Source organism: Sphingobium sp. DEHP117, from assembly GCF_030867385.1.
Classification (GTDB): domain Bacteria; phylum Pseudomonadota; class Alphaproteobacteria; order Sphingomonadales; family Sphingomonadaceae; genus Sphingobium.
Window position 1 is genome coordinate 638,293 of the sequence record NZ_JAPFBJ010000002.1, and the last position, 20,485, is coordinate 658,777.

General features: G+C 63.7%; 22 protein-coding genes. 10 read left to right on the forward strand and 12 right to left on the reverse strand.

Features of this window, described 5'->3' with window-relative positions; genetic code table 11:
- Positions 1-64: 64 nt before the first annotated feature.
- The 6 genes from OOT33_RS10250 to miaA all read right to left on the reverse strand — a co-directional run bounded on the left by OOT33_RS10250 (position 65) and on the right by miaA (position 5,948).
- Positions 65-682: a YceI family protein gene (locus OOT33_RS10250; RefSeq protein ID WP_307749926.1), complete on the reverse strand. Its 618-nt coding sequence runs from the start codon at positions 680-682 to the stop codon at positions 65-67.
- 213 nt (positions 683-895) lie between these two features.
- Complete coding sequence (gene ilvC / locus OOT33_RS10255; RefSeq protein ID WP_129404810.1) at positions 896-1,915, reverse strand: ketol-acid reductoisomerase; 1,020 nt, start codon at positions 1,913-1,915, stop codon at positions 896-898.
- A gap of 84 nt (positions 1,916-1,999) precedes the next feature.
- The gene (gene ilvN, locus OOT33_RS10260; RefSeq protein WP_307749927.1) at positions 2,000-2,509 is read right to left on the reverse strand and encodes an acetolactate synthase small subunit; all 510 of its coding nucleotides are present in this window, start codon (positions 2,507-2,509) and stop codon (positions 2,000-2,002) included.
- Positions 2,510-2,749: 240 nt separating this feature from the next.
- On the reverse strand, positions 2,750-3,085 hold the full coding sequence (locus tag OOT33_RS10265) for a hypothetical protein (protein WP_307749928.1): 336 nt from the start codon (positions 3,083-3,085) through the stop codon (positions 2,750-2,752).
- Between the two features lie 28 nt (positions 3,086-3,113).
- Entirely contained in the window at positions 3,114-4,859 is a 1,746-nt protein-coding gene (locus OOT33_RS10270; protein ID WP_307749929.1) for an acetolactate synthase 3 large subunit, read from the reverse strand.
- A gap of 129 nt (positions 4,860-4,988) precedes the next feature.
- A complete protein-coding gene (miaA, locus tag OOT33_RS10275) occupies positions 4,989-5,948 on the reverse strand; it encodes a tRNA (adenosine(37)-N6)-dimethylallyltransferase MiaA (protein WP_307749930.1) in 960 nt (319 codons plus the stop codon).
- Here miaA and serB point away from each other — a divergent pair.
- The gene (gene serB / locus OOT33_RS10280) at positions 5,947-6,828 is read left to right on the forward strand and encodes a phosphoserine phosphatase SerB (protein WP_307749931.1); all 882 of its coding nucleotides are present in this window, start codon (positions 5,947-5,949) and stop codon (positions 6,826-6,828) included. The genes miaA and serB overlap by 2 nt on opposite strands.
- 24 nt (positions 6,829-6,852) lie before the next feature.
- Here the strand turns inward: serB and OOT33_RS10285 are convergent, their stop codons facing one another.
- A complete protein-coding gene (locus OOT33_RS10285; protein ID WP_307749932.1) occupies positions 6,853-7,593 on the reverse strand; it encodes a hypothetical protein in 741 nt (246 codons plus the stop codon).
- Between the two features lie 90 nt (positions 7,594-7,683).
- Positions 7,684-8,676, reverse strand: a complete 993-nt coding sequence (locus OOT33_RS10290) for an SPOR domain-containing protein (protein ID WP_307749934.1) — start codon at positions 8,674-8,676, stop codon at positions 7,684-7,686.
- A gap of 232 nt (positions 8,677-8,908) precedes the next feature.
- On the opposite strand from OOT33_RS10290, the gene OOT33_RS10295 reads away from it, so the two are divergent.
- The 3 genes from OOT33_RS10295 to OOT33_RS10305 are packed head-to-tail and all read left to right on the forward strand — an operon-like array spanning position 8,909 to position 11,666.
- Complete coding sequence (locus OOT33_RS10295; protein ID WP_307749936.1) at positions 8,909-9,616, forward strand: AAA family ATPase; 708 nt, start codon at positions 8,909-8,911, stop codon at positions 9,614-9,616.
- Between the two features lie 11 nt (positions 9,617-9,627).
- Positions 9,628-10,149 (forward strand): hypothetical protein, encoded by a 522-nt coding sequence (locus tag OOT33_RS10300; protein ID WP_307749937.1) that lies wholly within the window; start codon positions 9,628-9,630, stop codon positions 10,147-10,149.
- A gap of 17 nt (positions 10,150-10,166) precedes the next feature.
- The gene (locus tag OOT33_RS10305; protein ID WP_307749938.1) at positions 10,167-11,666 is read left to right on the forward strand and encodes a tetratricopeptide repeat protein; all 1,500 of its coding nucleotides are present in this window, start codon (positions 10,167-10,169) and stop codon (positions 11,664-11,666) included.
- 49 nt (positions 11,667-11,715) lie between these two features.
- On the opposite strand, the gene OOT33_RS10310 is transcribed toward OOT33_RS10305, so the two are convergent.
- From OOT33_RS10310 to ruvX, 4 genes are read right to left on the reverse strand one after another with little or no spacing between them, the layout of a single operon-like run.
- Positions 11,716-12,951, reverse strand: coding sequence for an amidohydrolase family protein (locus OOT33_RS10310; RefSeq protein WP_307749939.1), 1,236 nt, complete (start codon positions 12,949-12,951; stop codon positions 11,716-11,718).
- Positions 12,945-13,949, reverse strand: a complete 1,005-nt coding sequence (locus tag OOT33_RS10315; protein WP_307749940.1) for an aspartate carbamoyltransferase catalytic subunit — start codon at positions 13,947-13,949, stop codon at positions 12,945-12,947. Before OOT33_RS10315 ends, OOT33_RS10310 begins: the two co-directional genes overlap by 7 nt.
- A 60-nt stretch (positions 13,950-14,009) precedes the next feature.
- Complete coding sequence (locus OOT33_RS10320) at positions 14,010-14,132, reverse strand: hypothetical protein (protein ID WP_307749941.1); 123 nt, start codon at positions 14,130-14,132, stop codon at positions 14,010-14,012.
- A 21-nt stretch (positions 14,133-14,153) separates the two neighbouring features.
- Positions 14,154-14,609 carry a Holliday junction resolvase RuvX gene (ruvX, locus tag OOT33_RS10325; protein ID WP_373690569.1) on the reverse strand — a complete coding sequence of 152 codons (456 nt, stop codon included), beginning with the start codon at positions 14,607-14,609 and terminating at the stop codon, positions 14,154-14,156.
- Between the two features lie 75 nt (positions 14,610-14,684).
- On the opposite strand from ruvX, the gene gatC reads away from it, so the two are divergent.
- The 6 genes from gatC to OOT33_RS10355 all read left to right on the forward strand — a co-directional run bounded on the left by gatC (position 14,685) and on the right by OOT33_RS10355 (position 20,428).
- Positions 14,685-14,987, forward strand: coding sequence for an Asp-tRNA(Asn)/Glu-tRNA(Gln) amidotransferase subunit GatC (gene gatC / locus OOT33_RS10330; protein WP_129403687.1), 303 nt, complete (start codon positions 14,685-14,687; stop codon positions 14,985-14,987).
- 118 nt (positions 14,988-15,105) lie between these two features.
- Positions 15,106-16,581, forward strand: coding sequence for an Asp-tRNA(Asn)/Glu-tRNA(Gln) amidotransferase subunit GatA (gene gatA / locus OOT33_RS10335; protein WP_307749942.1), 1,476 nt, complete (start codon positions 15,106-15,108; stop codon positions 16,579-16,581).
- Positions 16,582-16,624: 43 nt separating this feature from the next.
- Positions 16,625-16,906, forward strand: coding sequence for an AbrB/MazE/SpoVT family DNA-binding domain-containing protein (locus tag OOT33_RS10340; RefSeq protein ID WP_307749943.1), 282 nt, complete (start codon positions 16,625-16,627; stop codon positions 16,904-16,906).
- Positions 16,903-17,322, forward strand: coding sequence for a PIN domain-containing protein (locus OOT33_RS10345; RefSeq protein ID WP_307749944.1), 420 nt, complete (start codon positions 16,903-16,905; stop codon positions 17,320-17,322). The genes OOT33_RS10340 and OOT33_RS10345 overlap by 4 nt, the downstream gene beginning before the upstream one ends.
- On the forward strand, positions 17,315-18,817 hold the full coding sequence (gene gatB, locus OOT33_RS10350; protein ID WP_307749945.1) for an Asp-tRNA(Asn)/Glu-tRNA(Gln) amidotransferase subunit GatB: 1,503 nt from the start codon (positions 17,315-17,317) through the stop codon (positions 18,815-18,817). The genes OOT33_RS10345 and gatB overlap by 8 nt, the downstream gene beginning before the upstream one ends.
- A gap of 543 nt (positions 18,818-19,360) precedes the next feature.
- Positions 19,361-20,428 (forward strand): trypsin-like peptidase domain-containing protein, encoded by a 1,068-nt coding sequence (locus OOT33_RS10355; protein WP_307749946.1) that lies wholly within the window; start codon positions 19,361-19,363, stop codon positions 20,426-20,428.
- Positions 20,429-20,485: the final 57 nt, after the last annotated feature.

Genomic DNA, 20,485 nt, shown 5'->3' on the forward strand with positions numbered 1-20,485 from the left:
GCGGAGGGTCAAGAAAGTCCAGTATTATTTGCCGGAGCATTGTCGAGGCCGGCGGGTTGGTCCGCTATTTCTCGAACGCGGCCGTGATCTGGAGGGACACATCGTCGCCCACCATCGGCACGCCATAGCCCAGCCCGAAGTCGCTGCGCTTGATCTGCGCCTCGGCATCGAAGCCGATGGTATCTTTCTTCATCATCGTGTTCATCCCCGCGCCGACGAAGCGGGCGTTGAGCGTCACATCCTTGGTGATGCCCTTGATCGTCAGCTTGCCGGTGATCTGGGCGGTCTGCCCGGAAACCTTGACCGCGGTGGACTGGAAAGTCGCTGTCGGATATTTCCCCGCATCGAAGAAATCAGCCTTCATCAGATGCTCGTCGAGCTTGGGGACGCTGGTGCGCAACTCTGCCACGGCGAAAGTCACGGTCGCCTGCGCCTTCTCCGGCGCCTTGGGATCAAGCGTAAGGCTGCCGCCCGACGCCGGGATCAGCCCGAAATTGTTGGAAAAGCCCATGTGATTGTAACGAAAGGCAACCTGCGTATGGCCGGGATCGACCGCGTAGGTGCCGCCCGTCACCCGCGCGGGGTCGGGCTTTCCGGGGGCTTCCGTCGGCATCTGGGCATAGACGGCGACTCCTGCCGACGTTGCCGCAACAAAACTGACCGCCAAGACAAATGCGCGCATAAAACTCTCCATCGGCAGGAAAAAGGGCGCCGCCAGAATAGGCAGCGCCCCTCGAATGTATAGTGTGTTGCGATCAGTGGTGGATACTGTTGAGATTTAGGCCATATGGAGCCGAGAGGTTTGATTTTCGAGCACTGGAGCGCAGCGTACTTCAGGGTACGTGAGCACCGGAGCGGAGAAAATCAGGGCTCGCAGGCCCCTATGGGCTGAATCTCAGTTCTTGTCCTTGTCCACCAGCTTGTTCGCGCCGATCCATGGCATCATCGCGCGCAGTTCGGCGCCGGTCTTCTCGATCGGGTGCTGGGCCTGCAGCTTGCGCTTTGCTTTCATCTCCGGATAGCCGGTCTTGATGTCGGTCATGAAGCGCTGGACGAACTTGCCCTCCTGAATGTCCTTCAGCACGCGCTTCATCTCGGCCTTGGTCTCGTCGGTAATGACGCGCGGGCCGGTGTGATAATCACCATATTCGGCGGTGTTCGAGATCGAATAGCGCATGTTGGCGATGCCGCCCTCATACATCAGGTCGACGATCAGCTTGGTCTCGTGGAGGCACTCGAAATAGGCCATCTCGGGCGCGTAGCCGGCCTCGACCAGCGTCTCGAAGCCCGCCATGATGAGATGGGAGAGGCCGCCGCACAGCACTGCCTGCTCGCCGAACAGGTCGGTCTCGCACTCTTCCTTGAAGTTGGTCTCGATGATGCCGGAGCGGCCGCCGCCGACACCCGAAGCATAAGCGAGCGCGATTTCGTGCGCATTGCCGGTCGCGTCCTGATGGATCGCGATGAGGCAGGGCACGCCGCCGCCGCGCTGATATTCGGAGCGGACGGTGTGGCCCGGCCCCTTGGGCGCGATCATGATGACGTCTACGTCCGCGCGCGGCTCGATCAGGCCGAAATGCACGTTGAGGCCGTGCGCGAAGGCCAAAGCCGCGCCAGGGCGGATGTTCGCATGAATATCTGCGTTATAGATGTCCATCTGAAACTCGTCGGGCGCGAGAATCATCAGGATGTCGGCCCATGCGGCGGCCTCTGCATTGGGGAGCACCTTGAAGCCCGCGCCTTCCGCCTTCTTGGCGCTGGCAGAGCCGGGGCGCAGCGCGATGGCAACTTCGGCAACGCCGCTGTCGCGCAGGTTCTGCGCATGGGCATGGCCCTGGCTGCCATAGCCGAGCACGGCGATCTTCTTGTTCTTGATGATGCCGAGATCGGCATCGCGATCATAATAAACCTTCATGATGACACTTTCCTTCGGATTATATGCTGAAATTGCGCCCGGCTGCGAAAAACGCCCGGCCTATGGGTCGAAAAACCCGGAGGGTCAATCCCTGCCGCGCACCATGCCGACGATGCCGGTGCGGCCGACCTCTACCAGACCCAGCTCGCGCATCAGGCCGACGAAGGTGTTGATCTTGTCCGTCGGGCCGGTGATCTCGAAGATGAAGCTGGTCGTGGTCGTGTCCACCACCTTGGCGCGGAAGATGTCTGCGATGCGCAGCGCCTCGATGCGGTGCTCGCCTGTCCCGGCCACCTTCACCAGCGCCAGCTCGCGCTCCACGAACGGGCCGTTGGCGGTCAGATCCGCCACATTGTGGACGGGCACCAGCCTGTCGAGCTGGGCGATGATCTGGTCGATCACGCGCGGCGGGCCGTTGGTCACGATGGTGATGCGGCTGACCTGATGATTGTCCGATATGTCGGCCACCGTCAGGCTCTCGATATTATAGCCGCGCGCGGTGAACAGCCCGGCGATCTTCGCCAGGATGCCCGCCTCGTTGGTGACGGTGATCGAGAGGACATGCCGCTCGCTGAGTTCTTCGGTGATATGCATTTGGCGTTGCCCCTAAACCTCTATATCTCTTCTTCCTTCTCGCGCCGGACAGAGAGCATCCCCGCCATCGCATCAAGAGTGATTTCGAGTGAAATGGCACATTTCACGGCTCGGAAATCACGGTAAACAATCAGACCTCTTCTTCCTTCTCGCGCCGGACAGAGAGCATCCCCGCCATCGCATCAAGAGTGATTTCGAGTGAAATGGCACATTTCACGGCTCGGAAATCACGGTAAACAATCAGACCTCTTCTTCCTTCTCGCGCCGGACAGAGAGCATCCCCGCCATCGCATAATGCCATTCGCCGTTTATCCGGTGGGCGATGCGCACCGGAAAGCCTACGATCGCATCCAGCACCTTGGACAGATGCTCTCCCACATAGCGGGCGCTGACGAGGATGCGCGTGTGCACCACGGCATGCAGCTCATAGCCCGCGTCCAGCTCGATCTCCCACTCCTCCAGCTCGTCTATCTCCTGGTCATAGGTCCAGCCGGTCAACTCCTCCCGTCCCTCGTTCTGGCGTGCGAAATCCCATGGCTCGGTGATGTGCACGCGCAGTTTCAGAAGTTCGGGCATCGGCGGTTCTCCGGTTCGGGGCGGGCCCCTATACCAGAGCCTTGGCCTCATCCGCCAGTGTGCCGGAAATCTGGCTGGGATCGAGCAGCATTTCGGTATGCGCCGCGCCGGACGGGATCATCGGGAAGCAGTTGGTCAGCTTCGCCACCCGGCAATCGACCATCACCGGTCCGGGCGTCTCGATCATTTGGGCAATGCCCGCCTCCAGCTCCTGCGGCCCCTCGATGCGGATGCCTGTCCAGCCATACGCCTCGGCAAGCTTCACGAAATCGGGCAGGCTGTCGGAATAGCTTTCCGAATAGCGGCTCTCATAGGTCAGCTCCTGCCACTGGCGGACCATGCCCATATACTCGTTGTTGAGGATGAAGATCTTGACCGGCAGGCGATATTGCGTGGCGGTGCCCAGCTCCTGGATGTTCATCTGGATGCTGGCATCGCCTGCAACACAAACGACGAGGCTGTCCGGGTTGCCCATCTGCGCGCCAATGGCGGCGGGGAAGCCGTAGCCCATGGTGCCGAGTCCACCGGAAGTCAGCCACTTGTTCGGCGCATCGAAATGATAATGCTGCGCCGCCCACATCTGGTGCTGCCCCACTTCGGTCGTGATGATGCAGTCCCGCCCCTTGGTGGCGTTGAACAGGCTGGCGATCGCCTGCTGCGGCATAATCTCCGCCCCGCCGTTGGGGTAAGCAAGGCTCTTGCGCGCGCGCCAGCCGGCGATGCGCGCCCACCATTCATCGAGATCGGCTGCCTTGTGCCCGGCCTTCTTCCACGCGGCGATCAGGTCCGCCATCGCGCTGGCCGCATCGGCGACGATGCCGACGTCGGTCATCACGATCTTGTTGATCGAGCTGCGATCGACATCGATGTGGATCTTCTTCGATCCCGGCGAGAACGCATCCAGGCGGCCGGTCACGCGGTCGTCGAACCGCGCGCCGATATTGACGATGAGGTCGGCCTTGTTCATCGCCATATTCGCTTCATAGGTGCCGTGCATGCCCAGCATGCCGAGCCACTGGTCCGAAGACGCCGGAAACGCGCCGAGGCCCATCAGGGTAGACGTGACGGGCGCGCCGGTGAGCGCAGCCAGCTCACGCAGCAGCGTGGACCCTTCCGGCCCCGCGTTGATGACGCCGCCGCCGGTGTAAAGGATCGGCCGCTCCGCCGCCGCGATCATCGCCACTGCCTGTTCGATCAACGCCGGATCGGCCTTCACCTGCGGGCGATAGCTGACATGGCTGGAAAGATCCGGCCGCTCATAGGGCGCGGTCGCGACTTGAACATTCTTCGGAATGTCGATGACGACCGGGCCGGGGCGGCCAGAGGTGGCGATGTGAAACGCCTCGTGGACGATATGCGCGAGCCTCTCCGGCGACTTCACCAGATAGTTGTGCTTGGTGCAGTGGCGCGTGAGGCCAACGGTATCCGCTTCCTGGAACGCATCCGAGCCGATCAGGTGCGTGGCGACCTGCCCGCTGATGACAACCATCGGGATCGAATCCATCAGTGCGTCGGTGATGCCGGTGATCGCGTTGGTCGCGCCGGGGCCGGAGGTGACGAGCACCACGCCCGGCTTGCCGGTGGAACGGGCATAGCCCTCCGCCATGTGTGTCGCGCCCTGTTCGTGACGGACAAGCACATGCTTGATGGTCGGGTGGTTATAGAGCGCGTCGTAAATGGGCAGCACCGCCCCGCCGGGATAGCCGAACACGACCTCGACTCCGAGGTCGACCAGGCATTGCAGCAATATGTCAGCGCCGCTTAATTCCGACACGTGTAATCTCCTTGAAACCGGGACTAGCCGCTCTGAAAGCGGCGTAGTTCCATGGCCTTGAGCGCATGCGCGAGTTTGGCGCGAATCACAACCCCAGGCCGGTCGAGCCGCACTAGGAGACATAAAATATTATGTCAATGACGAAGAGAATAATTTTATTACGTATGAAGAGGGAAAATTGTTATCAATTGCGTCATTGCTCCGGGGCCATGTCGGTGGGGGCTGGCGGGAAAACCAGGTATATTGCCGCTTGGCATATTGCCGGGTCGCTGCCTGAGCCTGCGCAATCATCGCCTCTCGCGTCAGCTCGCCCCTCAGCCAGCCCGCGATTTCGGGCACGCCGATCGCGCGCATCACGGGTAGGTCGGGTGAGAGGTTGCGCGCGAGCAGCGCCTCCACCTCCTCAACCGCGCCTTGCTTCAACATCGCTTCGAACCGGGCATCGCAACGGGCGCGGAGCCAGTCGCGCGGGGGCAGCAGGATCAGCGGGTGCAGATCGACGGCGTCACCTATCCCGCCCGTCTTATCTTCCCGCCAGTCCAAAATGCTCCGGGCGGTAGAGCGGATCACCTCAAGTGCCCGCATGATCCGTGCACTATCGGCAGGCGCGAGCCGCGCGGCGGCGGGCGCATCTTCGCGTGTCAACGCGGCATAGGCCTCCGCCACCGGCATCGCGCGCACTGTGGCGCGCACGGCAGGGTCGATCTCAGGCACCGGTGCGATGCCATCCAGCAATGTGCGGATATAAAGGCCTGTGCCGCCGACGAGGATCGGCAGCTGGCCCGCTGCATGCGCTGCCGCGATCTCGGCTTTTGCATCCGCTGCCCAGTCCGCAGCGGAGCACGGTTTCGCGCCATCGCGCGTGCCAAACAGCCTGTGCGGGGCACGCGCCATTTCCTGTGCCGATGGCCGGGCCGAAAGCACGGCAAGGTCGGCATAAACCTGGCTGGCGTCGGCATTGATGATAATGCCGTTCGCGCGCTCCGCCAGCGCCAGCGCGAGTGCGCTCTTGCCGCTCGCCGTCGGCCCGGCAATAAGCACGAGCCGGGGCCGGGGGGATTCGGTCGAAATTTCGGAAGGCTTGCTCATGTTCGTCGCCACCTTAGTCGCTCAAGGCTCGTTGGGGCAGGGGGATATTGCCGAAGCGGCAGACCGGGTGGCAGCGACCGGCGCGCGCGTGGCCGAGCGCATCGAGGTCGACCCAGGTACGGCGGCGGATATACTGTTCGAGGGCGATGCGAAGGCGGTGCGCGCCGCGCTGCAGGCGCTGCCGGGCACGATCGACGTAATCGTGCAAGAGCATACCACGCGGGAAAAGAAGCTGCTGGTGGCGGACATGGACTCGACGATGATCACCATCGAGTGCATCGACGAGCTGGCCGATTATGCCGGGATCAAGCCTCAGATCGCGGAGGTGACGGAGCGGGCGATGCGCGGCGAGCTGGACTTCGCCGAAGCGCTGAAGGCACGCGTCGCGCTGCTCGCCGGTCTCGATGAGGCGATGATCGAGCGCTGCCGTGCGGAGCGTGTGAAGCTGATGCCCGGTGCGAAGGCGCTGATCCAGACACTCCGCGCGCGAGGATGCCATACTATATTGGTCTCCGGCGGCTTCACCCGCTTTGCCGAACCAGTGGCGGCCGAGATTGGCTTTCACAAGGTGGTGGCGAATGTGCTCGACATCGCGGGCGGCGCGCTCAGTGGCACGGTGCAATTCCCGATCGTCGATTCCGCGCGCAAGCAGGCGGAGCTGGAGGGCGCGCTCAGGGAGCTGAGCATCGACCCCGCGCGCAGCATCGCGATTGGCGACGGCGCCAACGACATCCCGATGATAGAGGCGGCGGGGCTGGGCGTAGCCTATCACGCCAAGGAAAAGACCCGCGCCGCCGCTGACGCGGAGATTCGCCATGGCGACCTCTCCGCGTTGCTCTATGCGGCAGGCATTGCGCGCAAGGATTGGGTGGCGGGCTGAGGCGGCAATCCTGCCGCCACCGCCTCAGAAGTGGAATTCATACTCCAGCACAAGGCGGAGCTGGCCGTTCGTCTCATCGCGTGATTTGCCAAGCGCGAACAGATAGCCTGCCTCGATTTCCAGCTCGCCGTCTCCGGGCAGGTGCTCCAGCTCCGTGCGGACCATCGGGCCTGCGAAATGCTCGTCACGTGGGAGGAAATCCTTGGTGGTGCCGAGATTGCCGAACGCCTCCGCGCCAAACCGGAATTCGCCGAACGCTGCCCAGTCCGCCGACACCGCATAGCCCAGCTCGACCGGCTCGCCCTTTTCCAGTTCCTTGCCGAACTTGAGGTTCAGGCGCGCGTCGAACGGACCTTTGGTATGTTGCAGCAGCAGCTTGGCCTCGATCTCGTCCGCGCCATGGCGCACCGCTTCATATTCGCCATAGAGCGCGATATCGAGGCCGAGCGAATCGACGCGGCCGATATGGCCGATGGTTTCGATCGAATAGGCTTCCACCTTGCGGCTCTCATGCGGCTCGCGCTCGGTTTCGACGAGAACTCCGGCGAGGAAATTGTCGGTAAAGCCGTGCGATAGCTCCAGCACCGCCGCGTCCTCGCCGTCCGCCGCATCGCCGGACAGGCGCCCATAGCGCATCTCTACTTCGGTGACGCCTTTTTCAATGCGCGCGCCGTAAACCTTTCCGCCCAGCCCCGGCGCGGCGGCCGCAGGCGTCGCCAAGGCCGCGCACAGCGCAACCGCGCTCAAAAACGCATATTTTTTCATTGAGTCCCCCTTTGCGGGGACGCTCACTAATGAAAAACATTCGCATTAGCAAGCGCAATTAGGAATAAGTCGCAATAGCGTTATTGCGGATCAGCGCGGCTTGACGATACAGTCGGCTCCGGCTGCTTTTACCTTGCCACACAGCGCATCCGCCTCCGCGCGGGTCGTCAACGACCCCGCCAACAGGCGCGTCATTGCCCCGGCCGGTTCGAGGCGATGCGGCGCGGCGGCGAGTGCGGGTATTTTGGCCGTAAGCGTCTTCCATTGCGCCTGCGCGCGCGCGGTCTCGCCGAATGCGCCGAGCTGGACCTGCCATCCGCCGGAGACAGGCGCGGGCTTTGCCGCGGGTGCTGGCGCAGATGCTGGCGCTTGTGACGGTGCTGAAACCGGCGACGGTGCGGGCTGGGAGGGCGGCAGGGTCGCGCTGCGAATGGGCTTGGTGCTCGGCGCCGGCCGCAAGATAGGCTGCGGAGCAGAGGGTGACGATGCAGCGACAGCCGCACCCGCCGCCCGCGCCTTGCGCGCCTCCATCGCGGCTGCCAGCGCGAGGCCATCGCGGCGCTGATGTTCGGGAATATAGCGGTCCATCTGCGCCAGCGCCGCCGACGCCTGTTCCACGCCCGATGCCGAGGCGCGGGTCATCAGCGCATAGGCGCGCATCCAGTCCCTCGGCAGCAGGTCACCGTTGAACAAGGCGATGCCCACCAGATATTGCGCGCGCGCCTCACCCCGATCGGCAGAGCGCAGCAAGCTGGGCATGGCCTCCGCCCGGCGGTTCTGCTGATAGAGCAGCAATCCATAGGCGTCTTCGGCTTGGCTATGGCCTTGCGCGGCGGCCTTGCGATACCATTCGAGTGCGGTGTTCGGATCCTGCGGCACGCCCCGACCCATCTTGTAGGCCTGGCCGAGGTTGAACTGCGCATCGGCATCGCCCGCCTCGGCTAGCGGCAGCCAGACTTTCATCGCGCGCGCATAATCTCCCTGCGCCCAGGCATCGACGCCTGCCTTCGTGTCTGCCTGGGCCGAAGGCGCGGCAGCCAACAGCGCTATTCCCGCCAGCGCCCCGCAAATCCTGTGTCTCATAGTCCGTTCCCACTCGCGCGGCATTTCCGGCCTGCGCGCTCCGGGCGCTATCATGCCCGCAAAATGGTGGAAACTGCGTTAATCGTAAACTCTTGCTCAGGGGGAGTGGGAGGTCAGCAAAATTCCGCACTTTCGTGGATTTTGAGAGGGACTCCCCAGCCGTCGAATTAACAGAATGTTAGGACGTCGCCAGTTACCCTCCCGCACGACTACATCCATCCGGGGGAATTGCGTGCGCGTATTGGCTTTGGCTTCGCAAAAGGGCGGTTCGGGCAAGACGACCTTGTCCGGCCATCTCGCCGTGCAGGCGGAACTTGCAGGCGCCGGGCCGGTCGTGCTGATAGACATCGACCCGCAGGGCTCGCTCGCCGACTGGTGGAACGAGCGCGAGGCCGGCGCGCCCGCCTTTGCCGAGACCACGGTTGCGCGGCTGGCGCATGACCTCGAAACGCTGCGCGCGCAGGGTTTCAAGCTCGCCATCATCGACACGCCGCCCGCCATCACGATGGCGATCCAGAGCGTGATCTCCGTCGCCGAGCTCATCGTCATCCCCACGCGCCCCAGCCCGCATGATCTGCGCGCCGTCGGCGCCACGGTCGATCTGTGCGAGCGCGCGGGCAAGCCGCTGATCTTTGTCGTCAACGCGGGAACGCCCAAGGCGCGCATCACGCAAGAGGCCGCCATCGCCCTTTCCCAGCACGGCACCGTCGCGCCGGTGGTGGTGCACCAGCGCACGGATTTCGCCGCCAGCATGATCGACGGGCGCACGGTGATGGAGGTCAATCCCGGCAGCCGCTCCGCGCAGGAGATCGAGCAGCTTTGGGGCTATATCTCCGACCGGCTGGAGAAAAATTTCCGCCGCACCGTCTTCTCGGTGCCCGGCCCCGCTGCGATGGCGCGCCCCGCCGCCGGCTTCGGCCGCCGCACGGTCAGCCAGTAAGGAGCGAAGGCATGATCGAACCCAAGCCTTTCGCTTCGCTCACCTCCGGCCTGCTCGCCCGCAAGGGCGCGGCCCGCCCGGCGATGCGCCGCTATATTCCCGGTGGAGACAAGCCCAGCCTGCCGCTGTCTGTACAGGAGGATCTGGGCTGGAACGACATGGGCGAGGAAGCCGCTGCGCCCGCCCCACTGACGATGATCCGCGAAGATTTGCCTCAACCCGAAGCGAAGACCGTCACGCCCGAAATCGTGAAGCAGCAGGAGCTGCTGGTAGAGCAGATGGCCGAACCCGAAGCGCGCGAGCCATGGGTGCCGATGGCGACAGTGCGCCCGCGTGGCGCCAAGGCGGCGTTCACGCTGCGGCTCGACCCGGAGCGTCATCTGCGCCTGCGCCTTGCCTGTGCCGTCAACAACCGCAGCGCGCAACAGATCGTCACACAGGCGCTTGACGCCTTTCTCAACAGCCAGCCCGAGCTTGAGGCGCTGGCGCAACAGGTGCCGGGGACCGACGGCACCAATCCCGTTAGAAAGTAATGGATGTGGGGACCACCATGAAACGCGACCATAAACGCAAGGCTCTTTCCAATATCGCGGCATCGTCGTTGATCGTCGCCGCCTCGATGGTGGGCTGCACCGGCCAGGCGCTGCATACCCAGGCAGGGGCAGGCGCGGGCAAGCTCAACGCCATGGCGGACGCGCAGGCGCGCGACGCCGAGAAGGCGCTCGCCGCCAAGGACGCCGCCAAGGCGATCCAGATTGCGGAGGCTGCGGTCGCCGCGTCGCCCAACAAGGCCGACTATCGCACGCTGCTGGGCCGCGCCTATCTGCTCGACGGGCGCTTTGCCTCGGCGCGCACCGCGTTTGAAGACGCGCTGACTCTCGGGGCAACCGATGGGCGCACCGTCGTCAACCTCGCGCTAATCCATGTCGCGCAGGGGGACAAGACAGCCGCCCAGCGTCTGCTCAACGAACGTGTCGATCAACTCACGGCCGCCGATTACGGGCTGGCGATGGCGATGGCAGGCAACCCCGACGAAGCGATCCGCGTGCTCTCGCAGGCGATCCATGCTCCCACCGCTGGCGCAAAAGAGCGGCAGAACCTCGCTTATGCCTATGCTCTGGCCGGGCAATGGACCGAAGCGCGGCAGGTCGCCGCACTCGATCTCGCGCCAGCCGATGCCGCCAGGCGCGTGCTGGGCTGGGCGCAGGCCGCACAACCCGGTGCGGACAGCCAGCGCGTCATCGCCATGATGGGCGTCGCTCCGCGCGCGGACGATGCCGGGCTGCCGGTGCACCTCGCGCTGGGCCAAAACCAGCCCGCGCCCGCTCAACTGGCGGAAGCTGCGCCGCCCACCCCCGCCACCGACTTCATCCCGGCGCCGATCGCCGACGAACCCCAGGCTGACAACGCGCCCGTGGCTGCCCCTGCCCCGGCATCAGCTCCAGCCCCTGCACAAGCGCCTGTCACGACCCCGGCTCCCGCTCCCGCGCCTGCCCTTGCTGCTGCGAGCGAGGAAGAGGCCAAGGTCAGCGTGCCGGAGTTCATTCCCGCGCCGCGCACTCCCCTGCGCGTTGCCGTGGCCGCGCCAAAGGCACTGGCGGCCCCTGCTCAGCCAGCCGTCACCCCGACACCGCTCTCCCCCCTGCTGCGCGCGCCTGCGCCCAGCCCGCTGTTGAAAAACCCCGTCCCCGGCGCACGGCCTGTCGCGCTGTGGCAGCCGGTTGATTCGGCGAAAGGCTCTGCATGGGTGGTTCAGCTCGGTGCGTTTTCCTCGCCTCAGGCCGCCAAAGCGGGGTGGAATCGGGCCGTGCGCGGCAATGAGCGCCTGGGCCTTTTCCCGCAGCTCATCACGCAGGCGAATGTCAACGGCCGTAATTATCATCGCGTGGCTATCGCCGGATTTGGCAATAAGGGCGGCGCTGACAAGCTCTGTGGTTCCATCCGCGCGGCCGGCGGCAGCTGCTTCGTCCGCCTCGGTGGGCCGGAGGCCGCGCCGGTCCATTGGGCGAAATTGAAGGTCAAGGCCCCCGCGCGCCTCGCCATGCGCTAGGCGATACTGTTCCCTCCCAAATGGGGGAGCCTTCATGGCTCCCCCTTTTTTATCCGTAAAAGACGCCGCCCTTCATCACCCGCCTGACGCGGCCCTGAACCGGCAGCTTGTCAAACGGGGTGTTGCCCGCTGCCGCCGCCATGCGGTTGCTGTCGACGATCCACGGCGCGTCGGGATCGACGAGGATGACGTCTGCCGGGCTTCCCGCTGCAAAGCTGCCTGCGTTCACCCCCAATATTCGCGCGGGATTGGCGGAGAGCAGCCGCATCAGCGCATTGATGCCGATCACCCCGTCACGCACCAGATTGAGCGAGAGCGCGAGCAGCGTCTCCGCGCCCGCAACGCCCGGCGCGGCATCGGCAAAGGGCAGGCGCTTGTCCTCCGGCCCGCGCGGATCGTGGCTGGAGGTGATGACGTCTATCGTGCCATCCGCCACGGCTGCCAGTGCGGCCTTGCGATCATCTTCGGAGCGCAGTGGCGGAGAGAGGCGGGCGAAGGTGCGATAGTCGGACACCGCATTGTCTGAGAGAAACAGATGCGCGGGCGATATGCCGCAGGTGACTCGCAGGCCCTCGTTCTTTGCCGCGCGGATGAGGTCAAACCCCGCCCTGGTGGTGACGAGGCGGAAATGGATCGCCGCCCCGGTCTCGCGCACCAGCGCGATATCGCGCGCGATCGCCATCGCCTCTGCGCAGGCCGGCGCCGCCGGCAGCCCCAGCCGCGTGGCCGTCTCGCCATTGGTCGCCACGGCCCGGCCCGCCAGCCCGGCGTCCTCGGCATGCGAGATCACCGTGAGGCCGAGGCCACTGGCATAGCTGAGCACCCGGTGCATCACGCCCGAGTCCGCAATCCAGCTGCGCCCGGTGCCGACCGCCTTGGCGCCTGCCCTCTGCATCAGCCCGATCTCGGCCATCTCGGCCCCGGCAAGGCCTCGCGTCGCCGCCGCGATCGGGTGAACCCAGAAATCGGGCTTGCCGTTGCGGGTCGCCTCGCGAATGAGGCCCACATCATCGAGTAGCGAAGACTGATCGGGCATCAGCGCTGCACGCGTAATTCCACCGAAATGAAAGGCGGGCTTATCGGTCCTGAACACGCCGAGGTCGACCAGGCCCGGCGCGACGACGAGGTCGCTTGCGTCAACCACATCGGCATCTGACGGCACATCGATTGCACCGCTTGCGAGGATGGTATCGCCCGCGATCAGCAGCGTGCCCTGGGTCGGCGCATCCTGCGCAGGGTCGGCCAGCAGCCCGCCGGTGATGGCGATCTTGGTGCCGCTCACCATCCTTCTACTCCCCTCGCGCTGCGCGTCAGCACATCCAGGCACGCCATGCGCACCGCGACGCCCATCTCCACCTGCTCGGTAATGGCGGAGCGATTGGGGTCATCCGCCACGCCGCTGGTAATCTCCACACCCCGGTTCATCGGGCCGGGGTGCATCACCAGCGCGTCGGGCTTGGCCTTGGCGAGGCGCTCGGGCGTGAGGCCATAGAGCGCGTGATATTCGCGCGGGCTGGGGATGAACGCGCCATCCATCCGCTCGTTCTGAAGACGCAGCATCATCACCACGTCCGCCTCGTGGAGCGCCGCATCGAAATCGGTGTAAGCGGTGGCGCCCATGCATTCGACCGCCGCGGGCATCAGTGTCGGCGGGGCAACGACGCGCACCTGCGCGCCCAAAGCGGCGAGGCAGAGCATGTTGGACCGCGCCACCCGGCTGTGCAGCACATCGCCGCAGATGGTGACGATCTGTCCCTCGATATAGCCGCGCCTGCGCCGGATCGTGAGCGCGTCCAGCAGCGCCTGCGTCGGGTGCTCGTGCCAGCCATCGCCCGCGTTCAGCACCGGGCAGTCGACCTTGTCGGCGATCAACTGCACCGCGCCGGAGCTGCCGTGGCGGATGACGATCACGTCCGCGCGCATCGCGTTCAAAGTCACCGCCGTGTCGATCAGGGTCTCGCCCTTTTTTACGCTGGAGGTCGCGGCGTGCATGTTGACCACATCCGCGCCCAGGCGCTTGCCTGCGATTTCGAAGCTGAGGAGCGTGCGCGTGCTGTTCTCGAAAAAGGCGTTGATCTGCGTGAGGCCCGCCAGCCGGTCGTCATGCTTCTGCGCCGCGCCGCGGTTGACGCCGACCCAATGCTCTGCCTCATCGAGCAGGAAGCGGATTTCCCACGGTTTCAGATGCGCGATGCTGAGGAGATGGCGATGCGGGAAAGCGTCTTTGCCCCCGGAGTTTGCGGGGCGGCTCTGGCCGGCTTGCGCGTCTGCATCGCTTGGCATGAGCCGGTGCCTTAGGGCAGGTGGGGCAGCAGGGCAAGAGCGAAGCATGATCTGTCTTGGCTATTCACACCGCGTCATTCCAGCTGCATGCGCAACGCCGGATAGCGTGATCCCGGATAGCGGGATTTTGCTGGCCAAATCCTGACGGATTTGGAGAAAATCCGCTTCCGGGATGACGATCATGCGAAGGGATCCTTCCGATCCTCAATGCATCAACGCGTCTATGGCACCCTGCAGGATATAGCTGGCGGCGAGCTTGTCGACCAGTTCGCTGCGCCGGGCGCGGCTGGTGTCAGCCTCGATCATCATGCGTGTTACGGCCTGCGTCGACCAGCGCTCGTCCCACAGCAGGATGGGCAGGCCGAGGTCCGCCATATTCTGTGCAAACGCCCTGCTTGCCTGGCTGCGCGGGCTTGCCGACCCGTCGAGATTGAGCGGCAGGCCGATGACGATGCCCTTTGCCTGTTGCTCTGCCATGAAGAGGGCGAGCGTGGCCTTGTCTTTGCTGAACTTCCCGCGTGATATCGTGTGCGCGGCGGAAGCGATGCTCCAGCCCGCATCGCACAGCGCGAGGCCGATGGTCTTCGTCCCCACATCCATGCCGATCAGCCGCCCGCCATGGGGTAGCGCCGCGCGAAACTCGGCCGCATGGGTGGTGATAAGGGCGCTTGTCCCGATGATGCTTGTCCTTTTGCAGTTGCGCAGGCTCTACCAGCCGGGCTATCGGCCAATCCCATGTCGATCAATAGCAGCACCGTCAAGAAAGTCGCCAGCCTTGCGCGCATCGCCGTCTCTGACGACGAGGCCGAGCGGTTGGTTCCCGAACTCAACAACATCCTCGGCTGGGTCGAGCAACTGGGGCAGGTGGATGTCTCCGGCGTGGAGCCGATGACCGCAGTGATCCCCAACGCCTTGCGCCTGCGCGACGATGTGGTGAACGCCGATCCGCTGACCGGCGGCAATGTGCGGGACAAGGTATTGGCCAATGCGCCTCAGGCCGAGCATGGCTTTTTCGCCGTGCCGAAGGTGATCGAATGAAAGCCGAAGGATTTCATTCGATCATCGCGGACAGCGGCGTAGCCGCGACCGATCCGGGATCCAGAAACACAGACTCTATTTGGATGCCGGATCAAGTCCGGCATGACGGGCTAAATCTATGACCGAGCTGACCAACCTGACAGTCGCGGAAATTCGCGACGGCGTTGCGGCGGGAACCTTCTCCGCACGCGAGGTAGCGAGCGCGTTCAACGCCGCCGTGGAGGCAGGGCGAGCGCTTAACGCCTATATCGTCGAGACACCGGAGCTGGCGCTGGCAGCCGCCGACGCGGCGGATGCGGCGCGGGCTAGCGGAGACCTGAAACCGCTGTCGGGCGTGCCCATCGGCATGAAAGACCTGTTCTGCACGGCGGGCGTGCAGACGACAGCCGCATCACACATCCTCGAAGGCTTCACGCCGCCCTATGAGTCGACCGTCTCAGGCAAGCTTTGGGCAGCAGGCGCGGGGATGCTGGGCAAGCTCAACCTCGATCAGTTCGCGATGGGCAGCTCCAACGAGACGAGCGCGTTCGGCAAGGTGATCTCCCCTTGGCGCGATGCGAGCGGAAAAGACCTCGCGCCGGGCGGCAGCTCGGGCGGAAGCTCCTCCGCTATCTCCGCGCGCCTCTGCCCGGCCGCCACCGGCACGGACACCGGCGGCTCGATCCGCCAGCCCGCAGCGTTCACCGGCATTTCGGGTATCAAGCCGACCTACGGCCGCTGCTCGCGCTGGGGCATCGTCGCGTTCGCGTCTTCGCTCGATCAGGCGGGTGCAATGGCGCGCACGGTAAAGGACAATGCGATCCTGTTGGAAACCATGGCGGGGTTCGATGCGAAGGATTCGACTTCGCTGGACCTGCCCGTGCCGCAGTGGGAGGCGAACCTGTCGTCGGACCTGCGCGGCAAAAAAATCGGCATCCCGAAGGAATATCGCCCGGATGGCCTCAATGCGGAGATTGCCGCGCTGTGGGATCAGGGCATAGCCTGGTTGAAAGATGCAGGCGCGGAGGTAGTGGAAGTCTCGCTGCCCCACACGCAATACGCGCTGCCGACCTACTACATCATCGCCCCCGCCGAGGCGTCGTCCAACCTCGCCCGCTATGATGGCGTGCGCTATGGCCAGCGCGTGCTGCCCGATGGCGCGGGCCTGCAGGACATGTATGCCGCCACCCGCGCCGCAGGCTTCGGTGACGAGGTGAAGCGCCGCATCATGATCGGCACCTATGTGCTTTCAGCCGGTTATTACGACGCCTATTACACCCAGGCCTGCAAGGTGCGCACGCTCATCAGCCGCGATTTCGAGGCGGCATGGGAAACCTGCGACCTGCTGCTCACCCCCACCGCGCCGTCCGCCGCCTTCCCGCTGGGCGAAAAGCAGGAAGATCCGCTGGCGATGTATCTGAACGATGTGTTCACCGTGCCCGCCTCGCTCGCTGGCCTGCCCGCGATGGCGGTGCCGGGTGCGCTCAACAGCGCGGGCCTGCCGCTCGGCCTCCAGATCATCGGCAAGGCACTCGACGAGCAGGGCGTGCTGAACGCCGCGCTGGCGCTGGAAGAACGCGCGGGCTTCACGGCCCGGCCGGAGAAATGGTGGTAATAGCGGATACAAAGTGTTACTAAGGTAACACCGGAGAAAGTCTATGAATCATCACGCCACGAAAACGGGCACCATGACCAGCAAGGGTCAGGTCTTGATCCCCAAAGCCCTCCGCGATGCCGCGGGCCTTGCCCCAGGCCAGCCTTACAAGGTGGAACTGGATGAAAACGGCCATGTTCTCGTCGCGCCTCTGGATGTGACCCTCGATGTCGAGCAGCGGCTGGCGGCGCAGGCCATGGCTTTGGAGAGTATCGAAGGTCGTTATGTTTTCGGGGCATCGACCGATCGTGTCATGCGTGATCTGCGGGGCGACTATCAACCGTGATTCTGGTGGATTCCAATATCCTGATCGACCTGTTTAGCCACGATGCCCAATGGTATGATTGGTCAAGGGAACAAATCGGAAGAGCGGCACACGGAGCCTATCTTTTTGTGAATCCCATAGTGGTTGGCGAACTGAGTTGGAAATTCGAGAGCTTTGAACGGTTCACTCAGATACTCACCGCCTTGCTGATCGGCATTGAACCATTTGACGGCAAAGCGGGTCACTGCGCGGGTGACGCTTACCACCGATATCGTTTGCGGAGAGGAGAGGATAGTCCCAAGCTCCCTCTGCCGGATTTCCTTATCGGTGGACACGCGCAGTCGTTGGGCGCAACGATCCTGACGCGCGATGCCCGTTTCTACCGCGTCTATTTTCCTCAAGTTCCCCTCATTTTGCCAGAGACCATCAATGACTGAATCAACCTATCGCATACAGGGCGCAACCGGCGAGTGGGAGGTCGTGATCGGCCTTGAGGTCCATGCGCAGATCACCACGCAGGCGAAGCTGTTCTCCGGCGCGGCCACCGCTTTCGGCGCGGAGCCGAACACGCAGGTCAGCCTTGTCGATGCCGCCATGCCCGGCATGCTGCCCGTGCCGAACCGCGAATGCATCCGTCAGGCGGTGCGCACCGGCATGGCGATCAACGCGCAGATCAACAAATATTCGCGCTTTGACCGCAAGAACTACTTCTACGCCGATCTGCCGCAGGGCTATCAGATCAGCCAGCTTTATCACCCGATCGTGGGCGAGGGGCAGATCGAGATCAGCCTCGACGACAAGAACCCGGAGGCCGACGTCAAGACCATCGGCATCGAGCGTATCCATGTGGAGCAGGACGCGGGCAAGCTAATGCACGATCAGCATCCGACGCGCAGCTATGTCGACCTCAACCGGTCCGGCGTCGCGCTGATGGAGATCGTTTCGCGGCCGGACATGCGCTCGCCTGCCGAAGCGGGCGCCTATCTCTCCAAGCTGCGCACGATCCTGCGCTATGTCGGCAGCTGCGACGGCAATATGGACCAGGGGTCGATGCGCGCGGACGTGAATGTGAGCGTCCGCAAGCCGGGCGAAGAGTTCGGCACGCGCACGGAAACGAAGAACGTCAACTCGGTGCGCTTCGTCATGCAGGCGATCGAGCATGAGGCAAACCGCCAGATCGACGTGCTGGAGTCAGGTGGCAAGATAGTTCAGGAAACCCGTCTGTTCGATCCTGACAGCGGCACGACGCGCTCGATGCGCTCCAAGGAAGACGCGCACGACTATCGCTATTTTCCCGACCCGGACCTGTTGCCGCTGGAGCTGGACGACGCGTTCCTCGCGGAATGCCGCGCGTCGCTGCCCGAGTTGCCGGACGCCAAGCGCCACCGCTATGAGAAAGAGCTTGGCCTCTCACCCTATAATGCGGGCGTGCTGACGGCGGATGCGGACACGGCGCGCTGGTTCGAGACGCTGATCGCGGCGTCTGCCGCCAAACAGGGCAAGGCGGAAGGCGATGTGGCCAAGGCCGCCGCCAACTGGCTGCTCTCTGAACTGTTCGGCGCGCTGAACAAGCTCGGCAAGGAGCTGGGCGACAGCCCCGTCTCGCCGGAGGCGGCTGCGGAGCTGCTCGCGCTGGTGGGTGATGGCACCATCTCCGGTTCGATCGCCAAACAGGTGCTCGAAAAGATGCTGGAGACGGGCGACGGCGCGGCCGCCATCGTCGAGCGCGAGGGCCTCAAGCAGACCTCGGACACCGGGGCGATCGAGGCGGCAGTGGCAAAAATCCTCGCCGACAATGCCGACAAGGTCGAGCAGTACAAGGCGGGCAAGGAGGCGCTGTTCGGCTTCTTTGTCGGCCAGACGATGAAGGCCATGCAGGGCAAGGCCAACCCGCAGATGGTCAATGAACTTCTGAAGAAGATGCTGTCCTGAAATAAGTATCTAGGGCTTGGTGCTTGTAATCGGCACCGCTTGCGTCAAGCAAAAACCGCTGTTACGCTCGCTCCCATTGCATTCATTGGGGGTGTTCCGTGAATAGATGTTTGGCGACAGGACTTGCCTGCGTACCGATGCTATGCGCTTCGATGTCACCAGAGGCAAAATCGATCCTGTTCTACTGTTTTGGTTCGCCTGCCAGTATAACGTCAACCCTGCTAATCATGCAGTAACCATTTGAGAAAGAGGTTTTCTTCCGCGTCGCCCTGGATGCACCTGGTCCGTTTGCCGCGCAGGCTCCCAAGCTCGGGCTGCTTTTCGCTACAGGCAGAGTGGAGAACCTTCCGGGGGTCTGCGATTGGCTTGCTTGCCCTCCTTGCCAGCAACGAGGTTTGCGCTTCCGCTATTTCCCTTCCTCGATCGCCAGCTGTATCACCGCTGCCCGGCACCCTGGAAACCCGCCCGGTTCAGCTCTCGCGGCTGAGGCTTAAGCAGCCACGCGGGACCAGGATCGGAAAGGTAAAACTCGGGCTGCTGTGCATGGGCGGCTACCCCCTGACGTGGCGAGGCCGCGGTGGCGAATTGTCCACCGAAGAGTTCGACGATGCCTTTCGAGATGAGCTCAAAGCTCTCGGTTACGATGTCGTTAGTACGTCGAGCAATCTGTTTGACGAGGACGGCGACTCTCGTGCTGAATATCTCATAGGTGGGACGATTACGATGATGACCGTCGATGCCTGCTATCCCAATTCCGGGCTGGGAGATAGCCACTCCGCCAAGGGAACGGCCCTGATGGAAGTTGAGTGGCAGATGTACGACCGGATCGAGCGCAGCGTTGTTGCGAAGGTAATCACGCGCCAAGGGTATAAGCAGGGCAAGACCGATGCCGCCGGGGTCTCGGGCTTGATCGTGGCAGCATTCGGAGAAAATGTGAGGGCGCTGGCCGCTAACGAGGCGATGCGAAAATATCTGGTCGGCGCGCGGCGCGACGCGTCGATAACGCGTGTTCCAAGCGGCGGACAACCGCCCATTGTGATGAGCTTGCCAAATCAATCTGCAAAAAACCTGTCGACAGCGGTGGGCAGCACCGTGCTGGTCCAGTCTGGCTCCGGCCACGGCAGTGGCTTTCTCATTTCGCGGGACGGCTACTTTCTAACAAATAACCATGTGGTGGCCGGTGCGAAATATGTGAAGCTGCGTTGGTCTGACGGCCTTGAGGAATTGGGTGAGGTCATCCGCGTGGATAAGGGGCGCGACGTGGCGCTGGTCAAGGGAGCCGCGCGGGACAGGACGCCGCTCAGGATAAGCGAGCAGGCGATCGCGGTCGGCAGTGACATCTATGCTATCGGTGCCCCGCTTGACCCGGCATTTCAAAACAGCGTTACAAAGGGCATATTGTCTGCCCGGAGGATCGAGGACGGCTACAGCTATCTGCAGAGCGATGTTGCGGTCAACCCGGGCAACAGCGGCGGGCCGCTGGTAACCGCGCAGGGCGATGTCATCGGCATTACAGTCAAGGGCGTCCGGATCGGCGAAGCCTCTCAAAGTATCAATTTCTTCATCCCTGCCCACGAAGCGTTGGAATTTCTGTCCATCAGGGGGAAATAGGCAGGCTACAGGGCAACCGTCTCTCTCCGCTTGACCCCGCTCATGCCGCAGTGCAAC